This window comes from Lactococcus sp. S47, assembly GCF_016517475.1.
In the GTDB taxonomy this organism is placed as follows: domain Bacteria; phylum Bacillota; class Bacilli; order Lactobacillales; family Streptococcaceae; genus Lactococcus; species Lactococcus lactis.
Genome location: NZ_JACVUB010000006.1, coordinates 106,337 through 124,415, shown reverse-complemented (window position 1 = coordinate 124,415; position 18,079 = coordinate 106,337). Strand labels below are relative to the sequence as shown.

General features: G+C 35.3%; 18 protein-coding genes. 15 read left to right on the top strand and 3 right to left on the bottom strand.

Annotated features, from left to right (window positions below; all coding sequences use genetic code 11):
• Positions 1 to 56: 56 nt before the first annotated feature.
• Positions 57 to 1,568 (top strand): flotillin family protein, encoded by a 1,512-nt coding sequence (locus IAE52_RS07755; RefSeq protein ID WP_010905537.1) that lies wholly within the window; start codon positions 57 to 59, stop codon positions 1,566 to 1,568.
• 36 nt (positions 1,569 to 1,604) lie between these two features.
• Here IAE52_RS07755 and IAE52_RS07750 read toward each other — a convergent pair whose 3' ends face one another.
• The 3 genes from IAE52_RS07750 to IAE52_RS07740 form a co-directional block, all read right to left on the bottom strand.
• Entirely contained in the window at positions 1,605 to 2,957 is a 1,353-nt protein-coding gene (locus tag IAE52_RS07750; RefSeq protein WP_003132457.1) for an aspartate kinase, read from the bottom strand.
• Positions 2,958 to 3,186: 229 nt separating this feature from the next.
• Positions 3,187 to 4,053: a patatin-like phospholipase family protein gene (locus IAE52_RS07745; RefSeq protein WP_109990731.1), complete on the bottom strand. Its 867-nt coding sequence runs from the start codon at positions 4,051 to 4,053 to the stop codon at positions 3,187 to 3,189.
• The gene (locus IAE52_RS07740; RefSeq protein WP_025016742.1) at positions 4,043 to 4,519 is read right to left on the bottom strand and encodes a MarR family winged helix-turn-helix transcriptional regulator; all 477 of its coding nucleotides are present in this window, start codon (positions 4,517 to 4,519) and stop codon (positions 4,043 to 4,045) included. Before IAE52_RS07740 ends, IAE52_RS07745 begins: the two co-directional genes overlap by 11 nt.
• A 127-nt stretch (positions 4,520 to 4,646) precedes the next feature.
• Here IAE52_RS07740 and IAE52_RS07735 point away from each other — a divergent pair, with 127 nt between their 5' ends.
• The 14 genes from IAE52_RS07735 (at position 4,647) to IAE52_RS07670 (ending at position 17,694) form a co-directional block, all read left to right on the top strand.
• The gene (locus IAE52_RS07735) at positions 4,647 to 5,315 is read left to right on the top strand and encodes an HAD family phosphatase (protein ID WP_109990732.1); all 669 of its coding nucleotides are present in this window, start codon (positions 4,647 to 4,649) and stop codon (positions 5,313 to 5,315) included.
• Positions 5,316 to 5,408: 93 nt separating this feature from the next.
• Positions 5,409 to 7,373, top strand: coding sequence for a DHH family phosphoesterase (locus IAE52_RS07730; RefSeq protein WP_003132463.1), 1,965 nt, complete (start codon positions 5,409 to 5,411; stop codon positions 7,371 to 7,373).
• Positions 7,370 to 7,822, top strand: coding sequence for a 50S ribosomal protein L9 (gene rplI / locus IAE52_RS07725; RefSeq protein ID WP_003132464.1), 453 nt, complete (start codon positions 7,370 to 7,372; stop codon positions 7,820 to 7,822). The genes IAE52_RS07730 and rplI overlap by 4 nt, the downstream gene beginning before the upstream one ends.
• A gap of 5 nt (positions 7,823 to 7,827) precedes the next feature.
• On the top strand, positions 7,828 to 9,195 hold the full coding sequence (gene dnaB, locus IAE52_RS07720; RefSeq protein ID WP_003132465.1) for a replicative DNA helicase: 1,368 nt from the start codon (positions 7,828 to 7,830) through the stop codon (positions 9,193 to 9,195).
• A 194-nt stretch (positions 9,196 to 9,389) separates the two neighbouring features.
• Positions 9,390 to 9,647: a Veg family protein gene (locus tag IAE52_RS07715; protein WP_010905542.1), complete on the top strand. Its 258-nt coding sequence runs from the start codon at positions 9,390 to 9,392 to the stop codon at positions 9,645 to 9,647.
• A gap of 68 nt (positions 9,648 to 9,715) precedes the next feature.
• Entirely contained in the window at positions 9,716 to 10,489 is a 774-nt protein-coding gene (locus tag IAE52_RS07710) for a phosphotransferase family protein (protein ID WP_003132467.1), read from the top strand.
• 121 nt (positions 10,490 to 10,610) lie between these two features.
• Entirely contained in the window at positions 10,611 to 11,264 is a 654-nt protein-coding gene (gene trmB, locus IAE52_RS07705; RefSeq protein WP_003132468.1) for a tRNA (guanosine(46)-N7)-methyltransferase TrmB, read from the top strand.
• A gap of 118 nt (positions 11,265 to 11,382) precedes the next feature.
• On the top strand, positions 11,383 to 11,829 hold the full coding sequence (gene nrdR, locus IAE52_RS07700; RefSeq protein ID WP_003132469.1) for a transcriptional regulator NrdR: 447 nt from the start codon (positions 11,383 to 11,385) through the stop codon (positions 11,827 to 11,829).
• A gap of 99 nt (positions 11,830 to 11,928) precedes the next feature.
• Positions 11,929 to 13,104 (top strand): replication initiation and membrane attachment family protein, encoded by a 1,176-nt coding sequence (locus IAE52_RS07695; protein ID WP_109990733.1) that lies wholly within the window; start codon positions 11,929 to 11,931, stop codon positions 13,102 to 13,104.
• Entirely contained in the window at positions 13,104 to 13,985 is an 882-nt protein-coding gene (gene dnaI / locus IAE52_RS07690) for a primosomal protein DnaI (RefSeq protein ID WP_015426075.1), read from the top strand. Before IAE52_RS07695 ends, dnaI begins: the two co-directional genes overlap by 1 nt.
• Entirely contained in the window at positions 13,978 to 14,700 is a 723-nt protein-coding gene (locus IAE52_RS07685) for an NADPH-dependent oxidoreductase (RefSeq protein WP_003132474.1), read from the top strand. Before dnaI ends, IAE52_RS07685 begins: the two co-directional genes overlap by 8 nt.
• Entirely contained in the window at positions 14,697 to 15,323 is a 627-nt protein-coding gene (locus tag IAE52_RS07680; RefSeq protein WP_017864309.1) for a pentapeptide repeat-containing protein, read from the top strand. The genes IAE52_RS07685 and IAE52_RS07680 overlap by 4 nt, the downstream gene beginning before the upstream one ends.
• 106 nt (positions 15,324 to 15,429) lie before the next feature.
• A complete protein-coding gene (gene der / locus IAE52_RS07675; RefSeq protein WP_003132476.1) occupies positions 15,430 to 16,740 on the top strand; it encodes a ribosome biogenesis GTPase Der in 1,311 nt (436 codons plus the stop codon).
• 105 nt (positions 16,741 to 16,845) lie between these two features.
• Positions 16,846 to 17,694 (top strand): Rgg/GadR/MutR family transcriptional regulator, encoded by an 849-nt coding sequence (locus tag IAE52_RS07670; RefSeq protein ID WP_003132477.1) that lies wholly within the window; start codon positions 16,846 to 16,848, stop codon positions 17,692 to 17,694.
• Positions 17,695 to 18,079: the final 385 nt, after the last annotated feature.

Here is an 18,079-nt window from a genome sequence, read left to right as displayed (position 1 = left end):
ATAGAGAACCTAAAAATTGCTCAAATAAATAAAATTTATTATACAAAGGAGACATTATGCCACTACTTTATATTTTGGCAATTGTGGTGATTGTTATCATCTTAATTCTATTAGGAATTATCGCTGCAAACTACAAAAAATCAGGACCTCAAGCGGCCCTTATCGTTTATGGTTCAGGCCTAGGTTCAAAAGGTGTCAATAAAGACTCACAAGGGAATCGATTAAAAGTGGTTCGTGGTTCTGGTACCTTTGTTTTACCAATCTTCCAAAATGCGAGATACCTCAGCTTACAATCTGCTGCAATCGATATTAAAACGGAAAAAGTTCTCTCGAAAGATAAAATTCCAGTAACGGTTGAAGCCACAGCTATGATTAAAGTAGGTTCTACTTTGCAAGATATTGCGACAGCTGCTGAGCAATTTTTAGGTAAAAGAGATGAACAACGTGACGCAATGGCTGACCAAGTGCTTCGTGGACATCTTCGGGCGATTGTTGGAACAATGACAGTATCTGAACTAATCGAAGACCGTAATAAGTTTTCAGCTGAAGTTCAAGGTCAAGCAGGGACTGACCTCTCAAAAATGGGACTTTCAATCGTTTCATTCGTTATTAATGACATTCGTGATGACCAAAACTACATCAAAGCATTAGGTGCTAAAGAAGTAGCGCGTGTTCAACAAGAAGCAGCGATTGCTGTTGCAAATGCCGACAAGGAAACACGTATTCAAAAAGCAGCGGCTGATCAAGATGCCCAAAAAGCTGAAGCACTTGCCGCAACTCAAGTTGCCAATGCCCAAAAGGAAAAAGCAATCAGTTTAGCTCACTATGAGCAAGAACAATCAATTGCTGCTGCTGAAGCAAAAGCTCAAGCTGACCAAGCCCAAGCCTCTGCTGACCAAGCTTACGCGATTCAAGAAGCAATTTCTAAAAAAGAAACAACTGAAGCTGAAATGCAAGTTGAATTGATTAAAAAGCAAAGAGAAACTGACTTAGAAACCCAAGAAGTTCTCCGTAAAGCACAAGAAAATGAAGCCAATGTCGTAAAAGCTGCTGAAGCTGCCAAGGCTGCACAAATTGCTAAAGCCGAAGCCGATGCGCGTGAACGCGAAGTGAGAGCACAGGCTGAAGCAGCCGCTATTGAAGCTACAGCCAAAGCCACTGCTAAACAACGTGAAGTAACAGCAATGGCCGAAGCTACAGCTATTGAAGCAACTGGTAAAGCTGAAGCCGAAGCGATTCGCCTTAAAGGGCTTGCCGAAGCCGAAGCAATTGATAAAAAAGCCGAAGCAATGCAAAAAATGAATGATGCGGCTAAATTGAACATGGCACTTGAAATTCTGCCAGAAGTTGTTGCTAGTGTATCAAGTAATCTTCAAGCTGTTGATTCTATTAATATTTATGGTGGAGAAGGCTCGTCAAAAATTCTCGGAATGTCACAAGAAAGCCTTAAACAAGGCCTTGATGTCTTAGGAACAATGGGAATTGACGTCCCTGACTTATTAAATAATTTTAGCAGTCGTGGTAATTCCAATGAGACACTTGAAAAAGTCGAAAAAATAGAAGAATAAAAAACAGCTCTTAGAGCTGTTTTTTATTAACATATTTTAGTCAAAAAAGGCTGAATAAATTGCTTTTAGAGCTTCTTTTTCGTATTTTTCTTTGACAATAAACATGACGGAAACTTCGCTTGAACCTTGCGAAAGCATAGCGATTGAAATGCCCTGTTTAGAAAGTGCTGCCGTTGCTCTAGCGGTAACCCCAACGTGTTCTTTCATATCTTCACCAACAATGGTGATAATAGAGAAATCACGGTCAATATAGACTTCATCCGGATGGAGCGATTCTGTAAGATTAGAAATAAGGGCTTTTGAAATAGGTTGAGTTAGATAGCGGCTGCGAATAATGATAGACATGTCATCAATACCAGTTGGCATATGCTCAAAACGAACTCCTAAATTTTCCAATACAGAAAGGACTTTTCGGCCGAATCCAACTTCACGGTTCATCAGATATTTACTGACATAAAGAGAAGAGAAGGCACTAGATGAAGCAATTCCAACGACAGGTGAGCCTTTAGTCTCTCTTTGAACAACAATTTTTGTTCCGGGATGATCAGGGTTATTTGTATTCTTGATGACCAAAGGAACATGGGCACGATAGGCAGGAACGAGTGCTTCGTCATGTAAAACAGAAAAACCAGAATAAGCAAGTTCTCGCATTTCACGGTAAGTTAATTCAGAGATATAAGCTGGATTCTTAACGATGCCAGGGTGAGCAGCGAAAATTCCATTCACATCAGTAAAGTTTTCATAGAGTTCAGCTCGCACACCAGCAGCAATAATTGAGCCAGTAATATCAGAACCACCACGGGAAAAAGTGCAAACCTCCCCCTCTTTTGTGATTCCAAAAAAACCAGGGATGATTAATGTTTCTTCAAGTTCATTAAGATATTTAATATGTTCATAAGCTCCACCAAGCAATCGAGCATTTCCAGGATCAGATGAAACCATAATTCCAGCATCTGATGGATGAACATAGCGACTTGGTAAGCCAGAATGATTGAAAAAATCTGCGACTAATTTAGCATTATTATTTTCACCAGCGGCTAAAAAAGTATCATAAGTAAAAACATTATCTAAATCTAACTGGGCTAAATGGTTGATATTTTCTGCGATTTGATTAATGACTGGACTTTTTAAGCCAAGTTCATCATAGATTTCTCGAAATCTTTCAATAATCCAATTCTGATAATAGTGAATTCCTTTTTCATCAGCTGATTTATAAGCTTTATAATAAGCAATCAAAGCATCGGTAACTTTAGTATCAGCCCCCGAACGTTTGCCTGGTGCAGAAACCACAATAAATTTTCTTTGTTTATCGGCTTGAACAATATCAAAAACTTTTTTGATTTGCGAAGCTGATGCGAGAGACGAACCTCCAAATTTTGCAACTTTCACTAAATATTACCTTCCTTCAAGATTAAATTAAATTATAAATTGATTTATTATAGCTAATTTTCAGATAATTTTCAATAAATAACTCATTTATAGCCTATTTTCTTTCTGCAGTATTCAATAAATAATTATTTTGATGATAATACTTAAAAAACATACATTAAAAGTAGTTAATGTATGTTTTAATTTGTTAAGAGACAATTTGAAAGTTAGTGTCTTCAAAAGAAATGAATTATAACCAGCGTTCTTTTATCAGAGCAGCCTCAGCTTGTCCTTGTTCACGACCTGCTTGAGCAACAAAGGGACGAATTTTTGCTTCCACCGTATTATAGTTAAAATCTTTTAAGATATTCATTGTTTTTTCAGAGGGAAGAACCAGGCTGGTTTCTGTCCCTTTTTTCTCTAATTGAGCGAGTATATCCTCTAATTTATATGGAACATCGACAGGTAGTCCAGTTGAAAGAACAAGCATCTTGTCGGCATCAGCAACGACATCTGGATTTTCCATTGAAAAAGAACCACCATCAAAAAAATGTTTTCCATTGATTTCAACTGAAGGCCAGACGCCTTGAAGGGCTCCACTTGCTTGTAAAGCCACTAGAATATCAACATTTGAATTTTCATCAAAAACTTGACGCTCAATATCCTCAATACTGGTTGCAACGATTCGTAATTTGCTGTTCCAGCGGGCTTGACCTGAACCATAACGTTCTTTAAGCATAGCTAATCGTTCCTCCTTAGAGATAAAAGGTTGGGTTTTCTTAGAAATTTCAGCTTCAGCAGCAATCCATTCTTTGGCTGAATGAGAATTTTTAGCAATGTTCTCAAATGTTTTGAAAAGCTCTCCCATTTTTTCATCGGAGATGGGAGTGATTTCACTAATCTCTTTTTCAATCTGTTCCTTCCAGATTAAATCCCAATCTTTATCTGAGCTAACAATTACGCTTGCTTGTGAACCAGCAGAAGTTCCAACAAAAATATCGGCCTCTCTAATGGGCAGCCCAGCTTCTTCTAGACCTCTAAGATATCCAAGTTCCCAAGCGATACCAAAATGTCCGCCACCACCTAATACAACCGCTCTTTTTAAATTATTTGTCATTTTTCTTCTTTTCCTCTTCATAAATTTGATTTGCATTTTGAGTCATTTGATTCAATACTTTAAATGCAATTGCTTTTTCTTGGGGATCAATTCCGTCTGATAGCAAGTTTTCTCTCTCTTTTGTCATTTCTTCAATTTGAGTTTGGATGTCTCTTGCTTTTTGAGTCAATGAGACACGATAAACGCGTTTATCTTTTTCATCGCGGACTCTGCTAACGTATTCTTTTTCAATCAGGCCTTTAATTGCTCGATGAACACTAGATTTATCGATACTTAAATCATCAGTAATTTGCTCTTGGCTTTGATTGTCTTTGATATATAAAGAAATCAAACAAAGCAATTGAATATAATTGATGTCAAAAGGCACTAAGCGTTTTGTGAAATAAATATAACCTCTTCTATAAATTTCAGAAGAAAGCTTCCCAATAAATTGGATTCCTTGATATTCATATTGATTGTCTTCCATAAATTCCTCCGTCGAATATAATATATCTCAAATTAGTTGTCTTGTCAACTAATTTCTGTGTAAAATAAAAATACTTTTATAATGAAGTCTATTGAACCATGCTTAGATACTGTGCTATAATGGTTCTATGAAATTTAAAGCAGTGATTTTTGATATGGATGGTGTTCTTGTTGACACCGAACGTTATTATTTACAAAGAAGAGAAGAATTTTTTGGCGATCATGGAATTTCTATTAGTCACTTGACGCCTAGCGATTTTATTGGTGGAAATATGAAAGATATTTGGCCACGAATTTTGCAAGGGTCTTTTGATGAAGAAAAAGCGAGTGAATTGCAAGAAGACTATGAGCAATTCAAAGAAAATCATCCGATGCCTTATGCAGAACTTTTATTTTCTGATGTGCCTGATATTTTAGAATTTTTGCGTCATAAAGAAGTAAAAATTGCACTTGCTTCAAGTTCGTCAATGTTTGATATCAAACAAATGTTAGATATACATCAATTGAGTTCTTATTTTGAAGTAGTGGTTTCAGGAAATGACTTTAAACAAACGAAACCAAATCCAGAAATTTATCAATCAACAATGAAGAAATTGGGTGTAACACCTTCTGAAACATTAATTATTGAGGATTCTGAAAAAGGAATTCAAGCTGGAGAAGCAGCTGGTGCGACCGTTTGGGCAATTGAAGACAAACGCTTTGGCATGAATCAAGAGAAGGCTGACTTAAAGGTAGATTCACTGACAGCTATTCAAAAATTACTGACAGAATCATCACTAAAGATGATAAAGGCTTAATAAACATTTTAAAAGAAAAAATCACTGACAAATCGGTGATTCTTTAAGTTTTTTCTGTCCTATGTTAAAATAGAGGAATATAGGAGTAATATTATGAATTTTGTCCGTCGGTTTTCACCGCTTGCTATTATTATCATAATGGTTATTGTTCAAATCATTGAGACTGTTGTTGTTCATGTTTCAGCAACACGTTGGTCAATTTGGATTTATTTGTTGATTTTGAACATAGCGATTACACTCATTTTACTATCACAAACTCAAAACTATCAATTGCGTCGTCAAGATTTTATTCGTAAAATTAATGATGAAGCAGAAAATTCGCTCAATGCTACCTTGGATAATATGCCAATTGGGGTCATCCGTTTTAATAGTGAAACCTTTGAACCTGAATGGTTTAATCCATTCATTGATATGATTTTTAAGGGAAATGACAAAGTTATCAATCGTGACGATATTAAAAAGATATTGAAAAATGCGAGCGATGACCAGTATATCACCCTTGGTAAGCAAAAATATGTCGCAGAACTTGATTCTGATAAGAATCTTATTTATTTAATTGATGCCACAAAAGAAGTTGCTTTTAAATCAGAATTTAATGACAGTCGTGCGGTTATTGGTGCGATTTCTGTTGACAATTATGATGATGCTACAGATTTAATTACTGACAGTGGTCGAACAGCTATTAATAGTTTTATCGCTTCATTTTTAGAAGAATTTGCTGACAAATACGGAGTTTATCTTCGCCGTATTAATAGCAGTCGCCATTATTTTTTCTGTGATTATCGTATTCTTGAAAAAATGATTAACGATAAATTTTCTGTTCTAAAAGAATTTCGAGAACTTTCATCTCAAAAAGAAATTCCTTTGACTCTTTCAGTTGGTGTGGCTTATGGTTGGAATGATTTTCCAGTTATTGGTAAAGTTGCTCTAAATAATCTTGAATTAGCCCAAGTCCGTGGTGGAGATCAAGTTGTACTGAGAGAAAATACTCCTCAAGCTCGTCCTGTTTATTTCGGCGGTAATTCCGAAAGTAGAACGCAAAAAAGCAGAACAAGAGCACGGGCCATTTCAACAGCACTTCGGACAATTATTGCCGAAGCAGAAGATGTCTTTATTGTAGGACATCGCTTTACAGATATGGATGCGCTTGGAGCAGCGGTGGCTATGAAGGCATTTGCTAATATGTCTGGAAAAGAAGCCTTTGTCGTTTATGATCCTGAACAGTTATTGCCAGATGTTGAGCGTGCAATTAATAAAATGAATGAGTCTTCTGATGGTTTTACGCATATTGTCCAGTTAGAAACTGCCCAAAAACTGAAGAAAAAAGATTCATTACTTATCATGGTTGACCATTCAAAAACAAGTCAAACCTTAAATCTTGAATTCTATAAATCATTTGAGAAATTAGTAGTCATTGACCACCACAGACGTGATGATGATTTTCCAGAACATGCACTTCTGTCATATATTGAATCATCAGCAAGCTCTGCTAGTGAATTAACTGTCGAAATTCTTCAATTCCATGATAACAATCAAAGAAAAATGTCAACCATTGAAGCTAGTATTGTTCTTGCGGGTATTGAATTAGACACTAAAAACTTTACAAAAACAACGACCGAAAGAACATTTGAAGCAGCAGCTTATCTACGCTCTCGTGGAGCTGATAACGATTTAATTAAAATGATTATGGCTACTGACTTTGATAAATATAAGAAGGCCAATGAAATTGTTCTTAATGCAAAAATGGTTTTACCAGGAATTGCTTTAGGAGTTGGACTTAAACATCAAAAATATGATAATATAGCAACAGCAAAAGCTGCTGACACTCTCCTAGATATGGCAGGGATTACTGCTGCATTTGCAATTACACAACATACTAATGGCTATATTTCTATTTCTGCTCGTTCTCGAAATGGTTTTAATGTTCAAACGATTATGGAGCAAATGGGTGGGGGTGGACATTTTAATAATGCTGCAACCCAAATATATGAAAAATATATCGATGAAGTGCAAGAAGATTTAATTGAAATACTAAAAGAAAGAGAAAACGAAAAATGAAAGTTGTATTCTTAGAAGACGTTAAAGGACAAGGAAAAAAAGGTCAAATTAAAGAAGTACCAACAGGTTATGCTCAAAACTTTTTAATTAAGAAAAATTTGGCAAAAGTTGCTACAGCAGCTGCTCTTTCTGAAGTGAAAGGTCAAGCCAAAGCTAAGGAAAAAGAAGAAGCAGAACTTTTAGCAGAAGCAAAAGCCCTTAAAGAAGTTCTTGAAAAAGAAGACACTGTTGTTGAAATCAAAATGAAAGTTGGACAAACAGGTCACACTTTTGGTGCTGTAGATAAAGCAGATATCGCAAAAGCCCTTAAAAGTCAATTTAATCTCAAGTTAGATAAACGCAAAATTCAATTGATTAACAAAATTCAAGCTTTGGGAACAAAAGATGTACCAGTTAAACTTCACCGTGATGTGACAGCCGTGGTTAAAGTCAAAATTAGCGAGGCCTAAACTAAATGCCCGAAATTGATTTAATAAAAGCCCCGCCTCAAGACCTAGCCGCTGAGCAGGCCGTTCTTGGGGCTGTTTTTTTAGATAGCGAACGCTTAGTCGAAATTAAAGAATTTTTAAGTTCAGATGATTTCTATAAAAATGCTCACAAGATAATTTTTCGGACAATGGAAAAATTATCTGATGCTCGTGAAGCAATTGACGTCTTAACCATTCGTTCACATCTTGAAAATCAAGGGGAGCTGGAGGCAATTGGGGGGATTGCTTATATTGCAGAACTTGCCACCGCAACCCCCACCGCAGCAAATGCGGCCTATTATGCCAAGATTGTTGCTGAAAAATCATTACTCCGTCAACTGATAAATCGTCTAACTGAATCAGTCGAAAAAGCTTATGAACAAGATTCACCAGCGGACGATATTTTAGCTCAAGCAGAAAAAAGTTTAATTGACGTCCAACAAGGACGTAATACAAATGGCTTTAAGAAAATTTCTGATGTCCTAGCGATTCATATGGATGACCTTGAGCAAAAAGCTCAACAAAAGTCTAATATTACAGGTATCGCAACAGGTTATCCCGCTTTAGATAACATGACAACAGGTCTTCATGAAGAAGAATTGATTATTCTTGCGGCTCGTCCAGCGGTTGGTAAAACAGCTTTTGCCTTAAATATTGCTCAAAATATTGGGACAAAGCAAGACCGGACCGTTGCAATTTTCTCTCTTGAAATGGGGGCAGAAAGTCTTGTCAGCCGGATGATTGCTGCCGAAGGTTCAATTGATTCACACAGCTTACGTACTGGACAATTAAATGACCAAGAATGGAATGATTATTTCATGGCAACAGGGACTTTATCAAGAGCAAGTATTTATATTGATGACACACCAGGGATAAAGATTTCTGAAATTCGGGCGCGTTCAAGAAAATTAGCCCAAGAAACAGGAAATCTTGGTTTGATTGTTATTGACTACTTACAATTGATTTCTGGAACTGGTCGAGAAAATCGTCAACAAGAAGTTTCTGAAATTTCTCGTCAGTTAAAAATTTTAGCTAAAGAATTAAAAGTTCCTGTTATTGCCCTTTCACAGCTCTCACGTGGAGTGGAACAACGTCAAGATAAACGACCAGTTTTGTCTGATATCCGTGAATCTGGGTCAATCGAGCAAGATGCCGATATTGTCGCATTTCTTTATCGAGATGACTATTATGAACGTGGAACTGGTGAAGATGAAGACGGTGAAGAGATTCTGGAAGATAATAAAGTTGAAGTTATTATTGAAAAAAACCGTTCAGGAAGCCGTGGAACAGTCGAATTACTCTTTATTAAAGAGCATAATAAATTCGCAAGTATTGATAACCGATATGGCGACTAGATTTTTTTGACTAATTCGTGTTATAATATGAGTAATTGTCTAATTCTCTTTATTAATAAAAATGAACGATAAAGAATACATTATAAAATTTGATTCTTTTAATCAAAAAAGAGAGATATAATCAAGGATAAAATTAGATTTATAAGGTAAGCGTTCGGAGAAATCCGACTTTTACGTCTTATTTGGAGGAAAAAATGGATAACCAAAATCAAGAAATAGGAAAAATCGTTGACATTCGTGAAAAAGTTCAAGCACACTTGGGTGAAACGATTGAAATTACTTCACAATTTGGTCGTAAACGCGAAAATCGTCATAAAGTGAACTTGATTGAAGCCTATGCAACACATTTCATTATTGAAAATATTCCGGCTCGTGGTCCTAAAACAACTGAGTCATATCAATATGCTGACATTTTGACTCAAACTATTTTAATTCACTATCCAAACGCATAAGTTTGAGGAATAAAGTAAATGGTTCAAATAATGATTAATAGATTTTTAAAGGAAAGGAGGAGATAAGGATGATGAAAGCCGATTGGGATATGACGCCTGTTAAAGGTGGCTCTGGCAATGCATTTTTTGGGAAAAGTGATCAGGAACGCGTTTTTATTAAAAAAAACGGCAGTCCATTTTTGCCGAGTATTTATCTTGAGGGAATCACGCCAAAAGTCTTATGGACAAAACGTACGGCTGAAGGCGATACCTTATCTGCTCAACCTTGGATTGACGGTCATACACTAAGTCCTGAGGATATGGAAGACCGCCAAATTAATCATATTTTAGCACATTTGCATGACTCAAAAAAATTGGTTGAATCTTATAAGAAGTTGGGAAGTCAAATTATTCTTCCTGAACAATTATTAGAGGATTGTGTCCAAAATACTGAGGCTTTACGAACAAATCATTTTTTGTCAGGAATCATTGAAGAAATGCGTCAACAAGTTCCCGAAATCAAAAATGAAGAGGTCGTAGTCGTTCATGGCGATGTCAATCATAAAAATTGGTTAGTGGATGATAATTCAGGAAAAATTTATTTAGTAGATTGGGATACCGTCTTTTTATCAGATTCAATGGTTGATATGGCACATGTTTTATCACATTATATTAAACCAAATAACTGGTCTTTGTGGTTGATGACATCTGGTGTTAGACCTCGTTCAGATATTATGGATAAAGTGGCTTGGTATGGAAAACTTTCTTTTCTTCGCCAAATCTCTGAATATCTTTCTAGAGGAAAAATGAAAGAAGTGAATCAAGAAATCTTGGGACTTCGTAAATTTTGTGAATTATTTTAGTAAAAATAGGCTAGGGTTTGGACCTTCCTATTTTTTGGCTTATAATTGAATAATAAAAATAAAGAAATAGAAGATCACTTTTGCTGATTTTCTATCAAAAATTAAAAAATTGAGGTAAAAATTGCGCGTCAGAAATCGTAAAGGGGCAGGCGAAATGCTTGCTGAAAACGCACATATCGTAGTTGAAAATCCAGCGGACTTTAAAGGACGTTGGTCAGAACGTTTTGGAAATGATCATCCGATTCATATTGAAGTGGGTTGTGGAAAAGGAGCTTTCATCACAGGAATGGCAGCTCTTCATCCAGAAATAAATTACATCGCAATTGATATGCAATTATCAGTTTTATCTTATGCTTTAGATAAAGCAATTGAAGCAGATTTGCCAAACGTACAAATGATGCTTGTTGATGGAGCTGCTTTGAGTGAATATTTTGCTGATGGTGAAATTGACCAAGTCTATTTGAACTTTTCTGACCCTTGGCCAAAAGGACGTCATGAAAAACGTCGTTTGACTTATAAATCTTTTCTTGCAACTTATGAAAAGATTTTACGTCCTGAAGGTGAAATTCATTTCAAAACTGATAATCGTGGATTGTTTGAATATTCTTTAGTTTCTTTAGCTAACTATGGTATGGAACTTAAAAAAGTTTGGTTAGATTTACACCAAGACGAAGAATTTGCACCTCAAAATGTAATGACCGAGTATGAGCAAAAATTCTCACAAAAAGGTCAAGTAATTTATAGATTAGAAGCAAAATTTTTGCCTAAGAAGTAAATAAGTTGCTTTCTGTCATTAAAACTAATGAAAAAAATTATTGACAGAATAAGAAAGTCTAAACCAATTTTCTGTCAGTAAAATTAATAAGAATTTATTATCTATTAAGGAGAATAAAATGAGATGTCCAAAGTGTTCTTCTGAAGAATCAAAAGTTGTTGATTCAAGACAAGCCGAAGATGCTATTCGCCGTCGTCGTGTTTGTGAATCATGTGGTTTTCGCTTCACAACCTTTGAACGTATCGAAGAAATGCCCCTTTTAGTCATCAAAAAAGATGACAAACGTGAACCCTTTAATCGTGAAAAAATTGTTCGTGGTTTAGTTCGTTCAGCATACAAACGCCCAGTATCAAGTGAAGATATTGAAACAACAGTTGCAAATGTTGAAAGAAAAATTCGTCAACTAGACAGTAATGAAGTTGAATCAGATGTTATTGGTGAATTTGTGATGCAAGAATTAGCTGAATTGGATGATATCACCTATATCAGATTTGCCAGCGTCTATCGTTCATTCAAAGATGTCAGTGAATTAGAAGAGCTCCTTAAAAATATTACCAAAAAATAAATCCGTCAGTAAAAAGTGACTGAATAAGGAGCATTTTATCGGCAGATAAAAGAAAGATCAGCTCGCTGAACTTTCTGTCAGTAAAAAGTGAGGAAAAAAATGAGAGCAGGAGATTCATTTACAATGCTTAATCGAGGAAAGACTAGCTTTGACGCTGAGGCTTTTCGTCTGCTCTATTTACCAATCATTGGCACGGATGCCTTTGCGCTTTATCAGTTAATGCTAAGCTTCTCTACTGGAAGAATTTCTCACTTTTTGGAATATCTAAATCTCGGCCTCAATCCTTTTATTGAAGCATTAGATAAATTATCTGGCTTATCATTAGTTCGGGTTTATGATGATCATACCAGTCTTTATCTTGAAGTAAAAAGTCCGCTAAATTTTGAAAATTTCCTTGCAGATGATTTTTATAGACAACTTTTGATTTCAAGAATTGGTGAAAATCGAGTAGCTGCTTTAGCTAAAAGAATGGAACCAAAAGGAAAAGAAATTTCCAAGAAATTTCATGAAGTTTATAAAGTTAGTTTTGACTCACAAGCTCAACAAAACCCTTCAAATACAAATGAACGTTTTGATATGGGGGCCTTTAAAAGTATTATGGAACGTCAAGGCTATCATTTAAACAATGAAAATCAAGACTCCTTAACGCTCTATTCACTAGCAGAAAAATTTGAACTCAATTGGTACGAATTATTCAAGCAAGCAGAAAAAACAGCCAATGCTGATAAAACTTTGAACATGAATAATTTGATGAGAAGTCTTTCAGGAGCTAGCCAACCGCAACCAGCACTTTCAGCTTTTCCTAAAGCATTTGCCGATTTGATTGTCATCAGTAAATCTCATGAACCAGATGATTTCATCCGACAGATAAAAGCGCAAGCTGGAGGCTTTGTCAGTTCGGAAGAACATAAGCTTTTAACTAATTTAAGTCGCCAAAATTTGCCAGCAGAAGTCCAAAATATTTTGATTCACTATGTTTTAGTACAGCAAAAAAATGCGTCGTTAAATCCAAATTTTGTAAATGCATTAGCCAACGACTGGATGAGAAATGAAGTATTTACAGCTGAAACAGCGGTAAAACGAATTTTGGAACGAGAAGAATTAGTTGCTGCTAAAGCAAAAACTGGAGCTGAAAAAAGACCAATGAAAATCAAAAAAGAAGCACCAAAATGGTCAAATCCAGATTATGAAAATAAGACAAGCCAAGAAGAACTTGCAAAACTTGAGAAAATAAGGCTTGACTCTCTCAAAAAACTGAAAGGAGAGCAAAATTAATGGAATCTATCGGAGACATCTTAGGAAAACGTCAAGACATCCGTGAAAATTTTGAAAAATTAGTCGCAGAAGTATTAAAAAATGCTGATGTGCAAGCTTTTATTGCCCAACATCAAATGACTTCTGACGAAATTCAACGCTCTTACTCCAAGTTTTATGAATACGTTCGTGAGCATGAAAAATTTGAAAAAGGTGAAAAACGGGCAGCTGATGGTTATGAACCTGTTTTAATCATGAATCACGGCTATGCTGATGTTTCATATCAAACGACAAATGAATTGGCGCAGCAACAAGCAGCTCAAAACCTTTTGCGACGTGTGAATATTATTGGACTTCCAAAAGATTTAAAACAAGTCACTTTGGCAGATATTGCCCTTGATGATGTTCAAAGAATCAAACCATACCAAGCCCTAGTTGATTTTATTACTAATTTTCCCAAGAAAAAAGGACTTTATCTTTATGGAGATTTTGGTGTTGGGAAATCTTTCATGCTTGCGGCAATGGCAAACGAATTAGCCAAAAAAGGAATTTCAACAACTTTACTTCATTATCCCACTTTCATTTCTGATTTAGATTTTGACAATGCCAAAGTCTGGGTCAATGAAATAAAAGCCAGCCAAGTTTTAGTTTTGGATGATATTGGGGCAGAGCAAAACAACGCTTGGGTTCGTGACAGTATTTTACAAGTCATTTTACAACATCGCATGCAAGAAAATCTCCCGACTTTCTTCACTTCAAATTTAAGAATGGAAGAATTAGAACAGCATTTAGCCGAAACCAAGCGAGCTGATGAAATTTGGCCAGCAAAACGTGTTATGGAACGCGTGAAATATTTGGCAGAAGAAATGCGATTAGAGGGGACGAATAGACGTCATGACTGAAACAAATGAAACGATTGATTTAATGATGAATCACACTTCGGTCAGAAATTTTACAGAAGAAGCAATTGAGCCTAAAGATTTGGAAAAAATCTTAAAAGCTGCTCAAATGGCATCAACATGGAAAAATTTCCAATCATATTCTGTGATTGTTGTAGAATCACAAGCTCAAAAAGATGCGATTTATGAATTTCAACCACAAAAATCAATCAAAAATTGTGCAGCATATTTAGTTTTTGTTGGCGATTTAAATCGTGCTCAAAAGGCAGTCGAATTGCATCAAGGCAATTTCCAACCGCAAGGAATTGAAAGCTTATTGATTACATCAGTTGATGCCGCAACAGCTGGACAAAATGCGCTTCTTGCAGCGGAATCTTTAGGCTACAACGGGGTGATGGTTGGCTTAATTCGAGACCAATCCTCAGAAATTTCTAAAGTCTTGAACTTACCAGATTATACTTATCCTATTTTTGGCATTGCACTCGGTAAAGCCGCACGTTTGAACAAAGTAAAACCACGTCTTCCTTTGGAAGCAACAGCTTTTAAAGAAAAATATGTTGAGCAAACGTCTGAAACCATTGAAAAATATGACCAAGTTCAAGAAGAATATGCTGGAAATAGACGCTTAAACAAATGGTCTGAACGGATTGTTGACCAGTGGGGCCAACCAGAAATTTCAGCTTCAACAGAAAATTTAAAGGCGAAAAAATTACTGTGAAATTAAAGAAAATCTTAGAACCAAAACTTCCAGCCACCTATCAAGTAGCCACAAGTCAAGATTTTATTGATGGAGAAATTTATCAAGCAGAATTTATAGATAAAACTTTGACAATCAATCAAAGAACTATTTTTTCAGGTTGTTCTTTCAAAAACACAACCTTTGAATTTACTGACAATACGATCAGTGAATTTACAGATTGCCTTTTTGAAAAATGTGATTTTTCCAATTTAAACTTCAATAAAATTGGCATTTATCGCTCAATCTTTAAATCCTGCAAATTGCTAGGAACTGATTTTACTGAAAGTCACTTACAAGACCTTCAGTTTACAGAAAATCTAATGACTTATGCAAATTTTTCAGGTTCTACCTTAAAGTCAGTCCGCTTTTTAGAAAATGAAGCTAGAGAAACCTTCTTTACTGCCTGTAATTTTAAGAATGTGGAGCTGTTAAAAAATCAATTAGAAGCAGCAAATTTTTGGGAAACAGCACTTGCAGGAATTGATTTTTCTACGAATCAATTTGAACACATGGAAGTTACACCTCAACTCGCTAAAAATATGAAGATAAGTCTTAGTCAAGCCCCATTTTTTACTAGCCTGTTTGGCATTGAAATTATCTAAAATGAACCTCGAAACCCAAGCCTAAAATTATATAGTCTATGGATTACAACCTCCTTCACTATTATAATTTTTTATCCAATAAGTAAACAAAGAAAGAAATAAAAATATGAGCTTACCTACAGTAGCCATCGTTGGCCGTCCAAATGTCGGAAAATCAACGATATTCAACCGTATTGCAGGAGAACGCATCTCAATTGTCGAAGACATTCCAGGTGTAACTCGTGACCGTATCTATGCCACAGGAGAATGGTTAACCCGTAAATTCAATATCATCGATACAGGTGGGATTGAACTTTCAGACGAACCTTTCATGACTGAAATTCGTGCGCAAGCTGAAATTGCCATGACCGAAGCAGATGTTATCATCGCTGTTGTTGACGGAGAAACAGGTATTACAGATGCCGATGAAGCCGTTGCTAATATTCTTTATCGTACAGACAAACCAGTTATTCTTGTTGTCAATAAAGTCGATAACCCAGAACGTCGAATGGAAATCTTTGATTTCTACTCACTTGGACTTGGCGATCCTTATCCTGTTTCAGCCGTTCACGGGATTGGGACAGGGGATGTCCTTGATGCAATCGTTCAAAATCTTCCTAATGAAATTGAAGAAGAAAATGAGAATGTCATCAAGTTCAGCTTGATTGGCCGCCCAAACGTTGGGAAATCATCTCTTATTAATGCTATTCTTGGCGAAGACCGCGTAATTGCAAGTCCAATTGCAGGAACAACTCGTGATGCGATTGACACACACTTTGTCGATTCTGAAGACCAAGAATTTGTCATGATTGATACCGCCGGAATGCGTAAATCAGGAAAAATTTACGAAAATACTGAAAAATATTCAGTCATGCGTGCCATGCGTGCCATTGACCGTTCAGATATCGTTTTGATGGTGATTAACGCTGAGGAAGGAATTCGCGAATATGATATGCGTATCGCTGGATTTGCTCACGAAGCTGGTAAAGGAATTTTGATTGTTGTCAATAAATGGGATACCCTTGAGAAAGATAACGATACAATGAAAAACTTTGAATTAGAAATTCGGACAAAGTTCAAATTCCTTGATTATGCACCAATCGTTTATGTATCTGCTAAGACAGGACAACGTCTGAATAAACTCCCAGATATGATTAAAGAAATTCATCATGCACAAAACTTACGTATTTCAAGTTCTGTTTTGAATGATGTCATTATGGATGCTGTAGCGATTAATCCAACTCCGACGGACAAAGGAAAACGTTTGAAGATTTTCTATGCAACACAAGTAGCGATTAAACCACCAACTTTTGTTGTTTTTGTCAATGAAGAAGAACTCATGCACTTCTCATATCTTCGTTTCCTTGAAAATCAAATCCGTAAAGCCTTTGTTTTTGAAGGAACACCAGTTCATTTGATTGCACGTAAACGTAAATAAAAAAATTCACTGATTTTATCAGTGTTTTTTTATGCAAAATAATTGAAAAAATTTTAAATTTGAAATATACTATTAAAAAAATTAATTTAATTGAAAGAAGATTAAATGGTATATTTTAAATACGGGAAAGCCTTCCATGACCTTAGAATTCAACATGGGTTTTCGCTTTCAGCCTTTGAAGAACTGGGGATTGCAAAGTCAACCCTCTCCAATTTTGAAAATGGTAAAAGCATGCTCTCTTTTGACCGACTTGATTTTGCACTTCAAAAAATGAATGTTTCTCCATTAGACTATAGTTTAATGATTAATAATGGCGAGCAGGATAATTATATTTCGATTTTTGATGAAATTGAGCATGCTTATTATCAAAGAAATATTAAACAACTTCAATATATATACGAAATCAATAAAGAGGGCTCAAACGAGCAAAAGTTAATCGCATTTTCTGCAAGAGGACTATACCGACGGTTGACTATTGAGGAGCTTAACGAAATAGAATTTTATCTAAAAGGAGTTCAATTTTGGGGATTTTTCGAGCTTTCTATTCTGGCGAATATAGGAGATAAGCTCGACAATTCCATAATTAATAATATCATAGATGACCTCCGCTATGATAAAGCCTACTATGAAAATAATCTCTATTATCGTGTACTGATCTATCGTTTTTTTTATAAAATAATTTTTAAATTTATTGATAGCGAAAAAAAAGAAAAGGCTCAAGAAATTCTGATGATTTCCAAACAATTTTTTATGCCTGGTGATGTGATGAGTCATGTCATTATAAATTTTGCTGAATCTTTTTATTGTTATTATTATACGGATAAAAAACAGGGGAAAATGCAGCTTCAGGAAACACTAAAGTTTCTAAAAAAAATAGGAGCAGAAGATTTTCGAAAAACCTTAAAGCTACAGTATGATAAAAGAATACTAAGAGAAAATCGTTCTGAAAAATGAACTTTTTATTTAAATATTTATTAAAGCAAAAATTTAATACAAATAATAATAGCACTAAAATCATAATGTACTTATAAAAAATAATTATCTAAAAAAATATAGCTAAAGTAATATTACGAAAAGATTACTTGCAAAAAAGACATATAAAAACCGTTCTTTTAAATGAACGGTTTTTATTTTATTTTTAAAGTCTATAGAATACGTGGCTTACAAGCCATTGATTTACAAAGAGTCAGAGGATAATTTAAATTTAGTTCTAAAAAAAACAATATTACATTGCAAGAAAGTTTTTAATTACATTAAAAAGCTTGCTCTCGTTTTACTTGATGAAACAAAAGTGCAATGTTAAAATGAGGTCAAGACAAAAAGAGATGAGATGTTTTCT